Raw genomic sequence first — 10416 nt, 5'->3', positions numbered from 1 at the left:
CCGGCAGTTACCGTCGGGCTGGCTGCTTATCTAGCAGTGTTGGAAGGTCTTTGGTTGAGGACGCATGACAATACCTATCGGACCTTATACCACTTTTGGATCAAAATCTTCGCAGTCAACTTCGGTATGGGTGTGGTGTCAGGATTGGTCATGGCGTATGAGTTCGGTACCAATTGGAGCAGATTTTCGTATTTCGCCGGCCCTATAACGGGGACCCTACTGACCTACGAGGTACTGACGGCTTTCTTTCTTGAAGCTGGATTCTTGGGTGTGATGCTTTTTGGTTGGAGTAGAGTCGGCCGTGGCCTACATTTCTTTTCTACCGTGATGGTGGCCGTTGGCACCTTGGTTTCCTCGTTCTGGATTCTCGCCTCTAATAGCTGGATGCAAACCCCACAGGGCTTCAAAATTGATCATGGTCAAGTGATTCCGATGGACTGGCTGAAGATTATCTTCAATCCGTCTTTTCCTTACCGCCTGGTGCACATGTCGATTGCTGCCTTCGTGGCAACGGCGTTCTTTGTCGGCGCTTCAGCAGCCTGGCACCTGTTGGGAGGTCGCGATAACCCGGCCGTCCGTCGAATGTTATCAATGGCGATGTGGATGGCGTTGATTGTGGCGCCGATACAAGCCGTGGTGGGCGATGCTCACGGGTTGAACACTTTGGAGCATCAGCCGGCAAAAATTGCGGCAATAGAGGGCCACTGGGAAAACGTGGGCAATGAGCCGACGCCGTTGATCCTGTTTGGCTGGCCCGATATGAAGGCTGAGAAGACCCGGTTTTCCGTCGAGATTCCCTACTTGGGCAGTTTGATCCTTACCCACAGCCTGGATCGTCAGATTCCTGCCTTGGCATCCTTTGCGCCGGAGGATCGCCCCAACTCGACTATCGTGTTCTGGTCGTTCCGTATCATGGTTGGCTTGGGAATGCTGATGATTTTCACTGGACTGTGGAGTCTATGGTTGCGAAAGCGCGGCACGCTCTACCGGTGCCGCTCGTTCTTATACTTCCTGATGCTTATGGGGCCGTCAGGGCTGATCGCCCTATTGGCCGGCTGGTTTACCACTGAAATCGGTCGTCAGCCTTGGGTAGTGTATGGACTGCTGCGCACTGCCGATGCTTCGTCGAACCATAGCGTGGCGCAGATGAGCATTACCTTAGTGCTGTTTGTCCTGGTTTATTTCGCGCTTTTCGGAACCGGCTTGGGCTACATGATGCGCCTGGTACGTAAAGGACCCCAAAATCACGAAGGCGACGCGCTTAGCCACGGTGGGCCTGGCCATCTGCGAACACCTGCCCGTCCTCTATCTGCCGCCCACGGTGGCGATGCTGATAGCCATCACAAGGGGCATTGACTCATGGGCATTGATCTTCCGCTGATTTGGGCCGTGATCATCATCTTCGGCATCATGATGTACGTAATTATGGACGGCTTTGACCTAGGGATTGGCATTCTTTTTCCTTTCATGAAGGGCTCGGGCGATCGCGACGTAATGATGAACACGGTCGCGCCTGTCTGGGACGGCAACGAAACCTGGCTCGTGCTTGGCGGCGCGGCGTTGTTCGGCGCCTTCCCGCTGGCCTATTCGGTGGTCCTGTCGGCCCTGTACCTGCCGCTGATTTTCATGCTGTTCGGGCTGATTTTTCCGCGGCGTGGCCTTCGAGTTCCGTTTCAAGGCCACTGACGAGAAGCGCCACATCTGGGACAAGGCCTTTATCGGCGGCTCCCTGGTGGCGACCTTCTTCCAGGGCGTGGCGTTGGGCGCCTACATCGACGGCCTCCCGGTGGTCGATCGCCAGTACGCCGGGGGCGGCCTAGACTGGCTGACGCCGTTCAGTCTGTTCTGCGGCGCTGCGCTGATAGTTGCGTATGCCTTGCTTGGCTGCACCTGGCTGATCATGAAAACTGAAGGCGTGCTGCAAAAAGCCATGCATAACCTGGCCCGTCCTTTGACGTTGGCACTGCTGGCTGTGATCGCCGTGGTCAGCTTATGGACGCCGCTCGCCCATGGCGATATCGCTGCACGCTGGTTCTGCCTACCGAACCTGTTCTGGTTCCTGCCGGTGCCAGTCCTAGTGTTGGTGACTATGTGGGGGTTGTTCAGGGCCGTGGCGAGCAGTGCTCACTACGCGCCTTTTATCTTGACCCTGGTATTGATCTTTCTGGGTTACAGCGGCCTCGGCATCAGCCTGTGGCCGAACATCGTCCCACCGTTGACGTCGATCTGGGATGCCGCAGCCCCCCCGCAAAGCCAAGGTTTTATGCTTGTAGGTGCTCTGCTCATTATCCCGATCATTCTGGGCTACACCATTTGGAGCTACTCCGTGTTCCGAGGAAAGGTTAACGATCAGGCAGGCTATCATTGAGTGAACTGACACCCTTTAAATGCCTCGGGAATCTCTAGTCCGTTCAGGAATGCAGTCCTTGGGTTACTTCGCCATCAGTGACATTATTGCAGTGCTTGGAGCGTAGCTCGGTACACAGGTGGCCACATCCTTTAATGTGGCGAGTGGTCCCCCTTTTTTGGTTTATACGTAGCTACCGATTTGCGAATCTCTTCTCGGGCCTCATCTGCGCTCCCCCAACGGCCCATCTTTACCCACTTACCCGGCTCCAATGCCTTGTAGCTTTCGAAGAAGTGCTGGATCTGTGCGAGGAGTAATGCAGGGAGGTCAGAGAATTCCTTTATGTTGCTGTACACAGAGCTTAGTTTTTCATGAGGCACCGCGATCACCTTGGCATCCGCTCCAGCTTCGTCCGTCATGTACATCACGCCAACCGGGCGACTACGAATGACAACGCCAGGCGATACCGGGTAAGGGCAAATCACCAAGACGTCCAACGGGTCTCCGTCATCGCTCAACGTATTTGGAATGAACCCGTAGTTGGCCGGATAGAACATGGGCGTGCTGAGGAAGCGGTCTACGAAAATTTGTCCACTCGGCTTGTCCACCTCGTACTTGATCGGCGAGTGGTTTGCAGGAATCTCGATAACGGTGAAGAAGTCATCGGGGATCGCGTTACCAGCTGGAATATCCGTGTAGCTCATGCTCATATCTCCAAGCGTCTAGGAAAGGCCAATGCCACTGACGTTTTTGCCAACAGCGATATGTGGTTCGTTTTTTACGGTAACCAGTACAACAGGTTTACCGGCTATAGGCCGTCAGCGCACGAATGCATCATGTCCTGCATAAAACGCATGGCTGCCAAGATGCTCTTCTATTCTCAGAAACTGATTGTATTTCTCGACCCGCTCCCCTCGACATGGAGCGCCCGTCTTGAGATGGCCAGTACCCATGGCAACAGTCAGATCTGCGATGAAGCTGTCTACAGTCTCCCCGCTACGATGAGAAACCATAGCTCCCCAATTTGCCCCGTAAGCCATTACGATGGCGGCTTTGGTCTCAGTCAGGGTTCCGATTTGATTGGGTTTAATCAGTACAGCATTGGCGACGTTTTCTTTGATGCCTCGTTGAATCCGTTCGACGTTGGTGACAAACAGGTCATCTCCAACCAACTCGATCCGGTTACCCAGCGCAGCATTCAATTGCTTCCAGCCCGACCAATCGTCTTCCGCGAGGCCATCTTCCAGTACCGCAATCGGGTACTTGTCGACCCAGGAGGAATAGAGACTAATCAGCTCTTGAGCATCGACCTTACGACCTTCAGAGCGCAGATGGTAAAGACCGTTCTCATAGAAACCGCTGGATGCTGGGTCGATAGCGATCTCGATCTGAGATCCAGGGGTATAACCGGCCCTTTCAATTGCCTTAATGATCAGCTCAATGGCATCTGAGATTTTCTTGAGCGTCGGCGCAAAGCCGCCTTCATCTCCGACCGCTGTTGAGTAGCCGGCGTCCTTAAGCACCGCTTTCAGCTCGTGGTACACCTCAGCGCCCCAACGCAAGGCTTCCTTGAAACTGCCAGCCCCTGTAGGTGCAATCATAAATTCTTGGAAGTCAGGGCCTTGCCAGTTTGCGTGAACACCGCCATTGAGAATATTGAACATTGGGACGGGCATTCTTGCTGCTTGCTCGCCGCCCAGATATTGGAACAAGGGCACTTTCATCGCAGAAGCCGACGCTCTGGCTACGGCGAGGCTGACGCCCAAGATGGCGTTTCCTCCAAGCCTAGACTTATCAGGTGTTCCATCCAGCTTAATCATCAGATGATCAATCTGTTCCTGGTCAACTGCATCCTGGCCTCTCAGAGACTCAAGTATTTCGGTATTCACATTGCTAACGGCCTTTAACACTCCTCTGCCGGAATACCTCTTTGGATCATGGTCACGCAACTCAACAGCTTCGTGAGCGCCTGTAGAGGCACCGGACGGGACTGAAGCCCGGCCCAGTGTTCCGCACTCCAAGGTGACGTCGACTTCAACGGTAGGGTTACCGCGTGAATCGAGAATTTCACGTGCATGAATAGCCTGGATTTGCGTTTTCATTGATTTTCTCCAAGGGACGATTCGGGAACGTCATTAACCATGTGAATAAGTCGAGAGGCCTCGATTTCGGAAGTCAGCTCTCCATGAGTATTCTGAACAGCTGCACTGCCGACACCGCAATTGCGGGAACCAAGAAGCCTCCAATAATTAGCTCAGGAATCTCTCCCACCAAGGGCATGAATTGCCCTCCCTTTGCCATCTGGAAAAGCTCCAGCATTTGGTTTGACGCAACCATCACAGAACAGCAGTACGCAGTCTGGGCTTGTAGCATGGCCCGCCTTTGATCTAGCAGATGAAACGTCAGCAACGACACTCCAATGCTTACGATGAAAAGCGCGACGAATTCATAGACGGATCCTGTAAAAAGCCTGCCCATCACAAGCCCGAATACGATGCTCAGCATCACTGCGCTCATGTGGTATCCCATTTCTCTAAAGTGGTTTTGATGAGCCGACGTCGGTGAGTTCCATTTCGCAATCTCATCTTTGGATTGCCCACCACCATCGCGCTCGTAACGTTCAACGTTGCTGTGCTCTCAGCTCGTAGCCAGGTACGCAGGTGATGGTCACGTCTGCCTTGCAGGATTTCTCACTGGGCATGCGCATCGTGACCAAGGCGCCTTCGAGCGAGGTGACGATGTACCAACCCTCGCTCGATACCTTTTGGCTGCCTGCAATGCCCGCCAAAAAAAGCGCCCAAAAAAACCAGTCCTACGAGGAGCGGCCTGTTGTCACGAGCCCAGTTGACGGGGGCTGGCTGTGGACGCAGGTTATAAATTCGGTACATGGCGTTTATCCTTTTTACTGGTTGTCCAACAAACCGTGGTTTTCAGCTTTTCGCCTGGCCCACTCGACCGTACTCGATGGGCAATTTGATAAAGCTCAGCGAAAACGCCTCCTTGGCCAATGCTTCCAGCAACTTCTCGCACCCGGGCTCATCAGTGGATATCGTCACTGTGACCGGATGATCAGCACCGCTGAGGAAATGCGCGGTATGCAAATGTCCTAAATGATCCAGGCCTTCCGTACCGCTCACCAGCGTCGCTCCCAACATGCCCTCTCGTTTGGCGAACTCAACCAGCCACTCCCCGAGTGGAAGATGCTGGTAGTTGGTACTCTGTTCAGTGAAAAACGTCAGTTGAAAGCCATTCATGGCAACATCCTCTAATGTGGCGAGAGCGACCAACGGTTAGTCGGCTATGCCTCTTCATTTGCGAACTGTTTCTTCGAACTGAATTACAAGGCTTCACTGAGCGGTAACTCGCATAAGAGAAGAACTGCTCGCACCTTGCGCAACTCGTCAGCGTGGTCGCGCAGGAAGGTGCGCAGCTTGACCTCTGTATCCAGCAATTCCAGACACTGCGGATGACGCATATCACCAAGCTCCGGGTGATGATGGGAAATGCGATGGCCCGTCAAATAGCCCGCAGAAATCGGTTTGAGCATGACCTGATCAATCTTGGCTTTCTGCGCGACTTTAAGAAGGTGTTGGGCAAGTGCGGGCGCACTCAGGTGATGCCAGAAATTTGTAACTCGAGCCCGACTAGCGCCAGGGAAATAGAGCTGCAAAGCTGTCAGGCGATCTTGGCGATGTTCGGTCATTTCTCTTCCCCAATAAAAGTCACTTTGCGCTCGCTGGCGGATTCACTTTGAGCATGAAATTGCTTGATATCGGAGAGCCGGATTTCCTTCGGCAGAGGACGGTGATGCTTGCTGTGACCGACGCGCTGGGCGTGATAGATCCCGGTATGCCCGGATACGAGGTAACTTGCGATACAGGCAATGGCTGCAAGCGGAGCAATTTCAGGCCCGAAGAGCTCCATGGCCATGACAATGGTTGCCAGTGGCGTATTAGCTGCACCAGCGAAGACAGCGACAAAACCGATACCAGCCAGCATGCCGAAGGGAAGATGTAAGAGGGGCGCTAGCGCGTTCCCCAAGGTGGCTCCAATGTAAAACAGCGGAGTGACTTCGCCGCCCTTGAATCCAGTCCCCAGGGAGACAACGGTGAACAACATCTTTCCAAGCCAGTCCCAAGGAGCCATTGGCATTTGAAAGGATTGGACGATGCTCGGAATCCCCAGTCCGATGTACTTATCGACATCGGTGTAATGGTTGCTACCAAGCGCCCACACTGCCACTGCGATCAGAAGGCCGCCGGCGAATGGTCGTAATGGCGAATAGGAGATAAGTCGTTTAACGAAAGCCCCTAGCTTATGGGTGGTCGTCGCGAATAGCAGGCCAGTGAGGCCGAAGATAATCCCAGCGGCGACCACAGCCATGACGCTCCAGAGCTGCACGGGAACCACTTCGCCAATGACGTAATGCGTATGAACCACTCCCCAGGCTTTCCCCACCTGGTCAGCAACGATTGCCGCAACCACGCAAGGGAAAAGCGCGTCGTAACGCATGCGTCCGATGGCCAACACTTCAAGTCCGAACAAAGCCCCGGCAAGAGGGGTGCCGAAGACGGACGCAAAGCCAGCACTGATACCGGCCATGAGAATCACCCGGCGATCTTCGCGGCGTAGCCGAAAGACATGCGTCAATTGATCCGCAAGAGCGCCGCCCATCTGCACCGCCGTTCCCTCACGTCCCACAGATGCACCGAAGAGGTGGGAAACCACGGTTCCGATTAGCACCATCGGCACCATGCGCAAGGGAATAGTCTTTTTAGGATCGTGGATCTCATCGATGATCAGGTTGTTTCCGGCATCAACTGGTTTGCCTATCAGGTGATACGCAAGTCCCACGGCAAAGCCAGCAACTGGCAGGAGCCAGAGCACCCAGGGATGGGCTTCTCGCCACTGGGTGGCATGATCCAAAGAAAGGAGGAATAACGCAGAGGCAGAGCCTGCCAAAAGAGCTACAAGACCAGCAAGCGCAAGCCATTTCGCAATATAGGGCAGTAAGTCGAGTTGTTCAGGTCGTCGAAATTTAGACATTTGGCCAGCCACAAAAATGTAAGTGGGCCTGACCAAAAAGGGGATTCTGGGCGCGAACGCCTACAGACCTGGTTGATCAGGTTTCTGTAGGCATCATCAGCTGCTACGGGCACAGCGGTTGGTTAATGGAGGAATGCCATCTCCAATGAGCCGATCTTAGCGAGCTCTGTCCAAAATGTAAAATCGTGTTTCGGAGCACGAGGCAAGCGTAGGCGTCTTCGAGTCACCGCTTATGAAAGCAGGCCAGACTAGGTGACTTCTGTTCCGGCGAAGCCCATCTCAACTGGGGTTTTTATGTAAAATAACGAGATATCTTCAAGCTCCAATCGCTTGAATAACTGCACAGATTCGTCCTCGGTAATGGCCATACGAATTTCGGTAGGCTGATCCGCTAGTTCAAAAAAATGCGAGGAATGCAGCCGGCCGGTATGCCCAAAGCCTTCGATACCTGTGGACAGAGTCGCACCCCGCAGTCCCATTTCTTTCGCCAAATCAACGATCCAGTCGCCGAGCATCTTTCCCTGATAGCGACGATTCTGTTGAGTAAAGAAAGTCACCAGAAAACCTTTCATGTTCCTCTCCTAAGCGCGTGCTGATTATTTGATAGGACAGAAGCCCGGCAGCCGTCATTGCCACCCGGGCAGGATTCACACTGGCATCATGCGCACTGGTCAAGTCGGATGCAAACGACTGGTCAAGTCGAATGCAAATGGCTGGTCAAGTTCATGCAATTGCCCAACCTGCAGCAGGCGTGCGTTATCTAGCAAGCGGCACGCTTCAATCCGGGTCAGTGTGAGGGTGACGCAAACAGTGTCTTCCATTGAAACCTCGATTTTCAGGCATGGCATGCCCATCACCCCGCAATGCGGGGATGCCAGAAACGGAAATGGGCGTGAGGGTGTGTTACGCGGAAAGCGCTTCGACTTGCTGGATGTCAGTCCAGGCCAGATGTACCAGTTTCGCCGCGAGGCTGGCCGGCACTTCCAGCGCCACAGTCAAGTGACGTTCGGCGCTGCTGAACAGTCGATCAGAGTCGACCAGGTACTCCGCTCGATGGCGCAACAGATAAGCGTGCGCAGCATCCTGCATGCAGGTGCGGTAGTCAGGGGTGATGTGGGTGGTTTTCATTGTTTGGCCTCCAGTCCCTGGATCGGAATTTGCTGAGTATCGACTGGCTTCATGGCGGACCGTCGCAATGCAGCGTCCGCCAAAGGGAGTCGTACGTCAGGATTCGCCATGCCGCTGGGGCTCATCTCATGCGTCATTTCGAACTGCGCCCGAACCGACCAGCCGCAGGCTTCATTCAGGCACTGCAAATAGGCGACGCGAAGAAAAAATATGAGTGCCTTCGCTCGTGCGTATTCGCATCCGAGACTGGCAGTGGGGACAAACAAGTTTGTAAGTGCTCAATAGCGGCATCCTTGCGTTAAATGAACGGTGTCTCAGTTCCCGGTGCTGATCGTGCCTTCCTTGATGCCCAACAACACAGCCGCTTGGTGAGCTTTGCCGCGACGTCCTTTCTTGCGGCCGTTGAGCAAGTCGCTCACCAGGTTGCTGTTGAGGTCATGCCGGCGGCAGAACTCGGCTAGGCTGATGCCCTGTCTATCCAGCGCTGCTCGGGGCTTGCTCGGGTGTGAGTGGGGCGGGCATAGTGTCCATTCGTGTGCATCCGTGTTGATTAGGCGTCATTATGCCCAAAGAGTTGGGCCTGTAAAGGGTGGAAGCTTGAAAAGTTGTGCATCTGATGAAGAGTTGGACGTTGGAGTGGGTGAGCGTTTGCGCGAAGAAAGGACGCGCTTAGGGCTCAACCAGGATGCCTTTGCACAGCAGGGCGGCATCACCCGCAACACCCAGGGCAGTTACGAAAAGGGTGAGAGAAACCCCGATTCTGCCTACCTTACCGCCGTGGCCAAGGCCGGCGTGGACGTGTTCTATGTCTTGACGGGCGGGCGTATGCCAGAGCCTGCCGGGGCGCTGGATCCTGCCGAAAACCAACTGATCCAGCAGTTCCGTAGCCTGTCCGATTATGACCAAAAAGCTGTGCATCGTATCGTCGGTGCCATGGCCGAAGTAACCCAGCTTTCCAGCGCCAGGAAATAACTCGTCGAGATTTAGAACATTCGTTACGTTGGATTTCAGTTTTGATTTTCCGCGCTCCTGAGTAACGTTGCGCCCGCAATGCACTTAATGGAGTAGTGGGCATTTGGATCAAGATGAAAAAAAGAACACCCGCATGGAAAAGCCGAACAGCGAAATGTCCGAGTTAAATCAAGAAGAGCGGAATCTTCTTACACGTTACAGAGCGATGTCTGATCAAGATCGCGAATACATCCAGCACTTTGTAAGCGTGCTGACGAGTGCAGGCGCGCAGGCATAATCGACAGTCAACTAAACGATTCAATTGAAATGCACAAACAAAAAGGAACCCGGCCCAGCGTCGGGTTTTTTGTTAGGTAAATGGTGGAGGGCGCCCACACTCGGTACGCCCAACCGTCCCTGAATCCCCAAAATGCGGAGTGCCGTAGCCGCTAGGTCGCAGCCTTAAGGATCACTCTCTTGGGGCGGGGAGAAACGGCTTTCACCACATCATCGATCACCGCCTTGCCCATCTCCGTCAGAAAATGCGAAGCCCAGGCGTATCGGTCGGTTTCTTTCATGAAAGCAGCGTCTTCGGCGAGCGCTTTAGCCAGGCTCAACAGATCAGATGCCTGTTCCAGCGCCGCTTTGACGGGAACGCCAGCGCTGACCTGGAAGAGCGGGATTTCACCGCAATAAATGAAGTGGGTGTGGCCGATGGTTTTTTCTTCGACTTCTTCGATCATTGGTCACCTCCACTGGTGGAAGCGATAAGACAGAAGACTGAAAGGAATCTATAAGGGTGTATCCGGTTTTCAAGCGGGTTAACGGTGTGCATGGTCTAACTCCTTGACATGAGGAGCTGCCACGTTCGTTTCCAAGCGAATGGGTGGCAGCTATGCGTAGGTTGGAAACCGGGAGTCAAGGAGACCGGCACGCCCGAAGCG

At 54.1% G+C, this 10416-nt stretch carries 12 protein-coding genes, 4 pseudogenes and 1 riboswitch; of the genes and pseudogenes, 4 read left to right on the top strand and 12 right to left on the bottom strand.

The genetic code is table 11. From position 1 onward, the window contains the following. A partial coding sequence (locus HT737_RS28230) for a cytochrome ubiquinol oxidase subunit I (RefSeq protein WP_182404455.1) occupies positions 1–1356 on the top strand: 1356 nt, incomplete at its 5' end. Positions 1357–1359: 3 nt separating this feature from the next. After that, positions 1360–2368: pseudogene (gene cydB / locus HT737_RS28225) on the top strand (cytochrome d ubiquinol oxidase subunit II). A gap of 131 nt (positions 2369–2499) precedes the next feature. Here cydB and ppa read toward each other — a convergent pair. The 11 genes and pseudogenes from ppa to HT737_RS28175 all read right to left on the bottom strand — a co-directional run bounded on the left by ppa (position 2500) and on the right by HT737_RS28175 (position 9043). Beyond that, on the bottom strand, positions 2500–3051 hold the full coding sequence (ppa, locus tag HT737_RS28220; protein WP_012723165.1) for an inorganic diphosphatase: 552 nt from the start codon (positions 3049–3051) through the stop codon (positions 2500–2502). A gap of 114 nt (positions 3052–3165) precedes the next feature. Beyond that, a complete protein-coding gene (gene eno, locus HT737_RS28215; RefSeq protein ID WP_182404454.1) occupies positions 3166–4449 on the bottom strand; it encodes a phosphopyruvate hydratase in 1284 nt (427 codons plus the stop codon). A 73-nt stretch (positions 4450–4522) separates the two neighbouring features. Further along, the gene (locus tag HT737_RS28210) at positions 4523–4864 is read right to left on the bottom strand and encodes a hypothetical protein (RefSeq protein ID WP_032657050.1); all 342 of its coding nucleotides are present in this window, start codon (positions 4862–4864) and stop codon (positions 4523–4525) included. A gap of 103 nt (positions 4865–4967) precedes the next feature. Then, positions 4968–5235, bottom strand: a pseudogene (locus HT737_RS32075) (hypothetical protein). A 42-nt stretch (positions 5236–5277) separates the two neighbouring features. Then, positions 5278–5601 (bottom strand): DUF190 domain-containing protein, encoded by a 324-nt coding sequence (locus HT737_RS28205; protein WP_012723169.1) that lies wholly within the window; start codon positions 5599–5601, stop codon positions 5278–5280. 83 nt (positions 5602–5684) lie between these two features. Further along, the gene (locus tag HT737_RS28200) at positions 5685–6050 is read right to left on the bottom strand and encodes a hypothetical protein (RefSeq protein WP_012723170.1); all 366 of its coding nucleotides are present in this window, start codon (positions 6048–6050) and stop codon (positions 5685–5687) included. After that, on the bottom strand, positions 6047–7393 hold the full coding sequence (locus HT737_RS28195) for a voltage-gated chloride channel family protein (protein ID WP_012723171.1): 1347 nt from the start codon (positions 7391–7393) through the stop codon (positions 6047–6049). Before HT737_RS28195 ends, HT737_RS28200 begins: the two co-directional genes overlap by 4 nt. 80 nt (positions 7394–7473) lie before the next feature. Next, positions 7474–7546: riboswitch (Fluoride riboswitch) on the bottom strand. A gap of 95 nt (positions 7547–7641) precedes the next feature. Next, a complete protein-coding gene (locus tag HT737_RS28190) occupies positions 7642–7965 on the bottom strand; it encodes a DUF190 domain-containing protein (protein WP_012723172.1) in 324 nt (107 codons plus the stop codon). Between the two features lie 331 nt (positions 7966–8296). Beyond that, positions 8297–8521, bottom strand: coding sequence for a hypothetical protein (locus HT737_RS28185; RefSeq protein ID WP_182404453.1), 225 nt, complete (start codon positions 8519–8521; stop codon positions 8297–8299). Beyond that, positions 8518–8803, bottom strand: a pseudogene (locus tag HT737_RS32070) (ogr/Delta-like zinc finger family protein). Before HT737_RS32070 ends, HT737_RS28185 begins: the two are co-directional and overlap by 4 nt. A gap of 32 nt (positions 8804–8835) precedes the next feature. Continuing rightward, positions 8836–9043, bottom strand: a pseudogene (locus tag HT737_RS28175) (DNA-binding protein). Between the two features lie 114 nt (positions 9044–9157). On the opposite strand from HT737_RS28175, the gene HT737_RS28170 reads away from it, so the two are divergent. Beyond that, positions 9158–9493 carry a helix-turn-helix domain-containing protein gene (locus HT737_RS28170; protein ID WP_374011203.1) on the top strand — a complete coding sequence of 112 codons (336 nt, stop codon included), beginning with the start codon at positions 9158–9160 and terminating at the stop codon, positions 9491–9493. Positions 9494–9596: 103 nt separating this feature from the next. Next, entirely contained in the window at positions 9597–9770 is a 174-nt protein-coding gene (locus tag HT737_RS28165) for a hypothetical protein (RefSeq protein ID WP_182404452.1), read from the top strand. A 151-nt stretch (positions 9771–9921) separates the two neighbouring features. On the opposite strand, the gene HT737_RS28160 is transcribed toward HT737_RS28165, so the two are convergent. Next, a complete protein-coding gene (locus HT737_RS28160) occupies positions 9922–10215 on the bottom strand; it encodes a DUF3077 domain-containing protein (protein WP_182404451.1) in 294 nt (97 codons plus the stop codon). Positions 10216–10416: the final 201 nt, after the last annotated feature.

Origin of the sequence: Pseudomonas sp. MD195_PC81_125 (assembly GCF_014060985.1) — a bacterium.
Classification (GTDB): Bacteria; Pseudomonadota; Gammaproteobacteria; order Pseudomonadales; family Pseudomonadaceae; genus Aquipseudomonas; species Aquipseudomonas parakoreensis.
This window is presented reverse-complemented; position numbering and strand designations above follow the sequence as displayed.

Bases quoted from the DNA above. Each gene is read 5' to 3' on its own strand.
- eno (WP_182404454.1), bottom strand. From the start codon at position 4,449: ATGAAAACGCAAATCCAGGCTATTCATGCACGTGAAATTCTCGATTCA.
- HT737_RS28185 (WP_182404453.1), bottom strand. From the start codon at position 8,521: ATGAAAACCACCCACATCACCCCTGACTACCGCACCTGCATGCAGGAT.
- HT737_RS28160 (WP_182404451.1), bottom strand. From the start codon at position 10,215: ATGATCGAAGAAGTCGAAGAAAAAACCATCGGCCACACCCACTTCATT.
- ppa (WP_012723165.1), bottom strand. From the start codon at position 3,051: ATGAGCTACACGGATATTCCAGCTGGTAACGCGATCCCCGATGACTTC.
- HT737_RS28195 (WP_012723171.1), bottom strand. From the start codon at position 7,393: ATGTCTAAATTTCGACGACCTGAACAACTCGACTTACTGCCCTATATT.
- HT737_RS28200 (WP_012723170.1), bottom strand. From the start codon at position 6,050: ATGACCGAACATCGCCAAGATCGCCTGACAGCTTTGCAGCTCTATTTC.
- HT737_RS28210 (WP_032657050.1), bottom strand. From the start codon at position 4,864: ATGAGCGCAGTGATGCTGAGCATCGTATTCGGGCTTGTGATGGGCAGG.
- HT737_RS28205 (WP_012723169.1), bottom strand. From the start codon at position 5,601: ATGAATGGCTTTCAACTGACGTTTTTCACTGAACAGAGTACCAACTAC.
- HT737_RS28190 (WP_012723172.1), bottom strand. From the start codon at position 7,965: ATGAAAGGTTTTCTGGTGACTTTCTTTACTCAACAGAATCGTCGCTAT.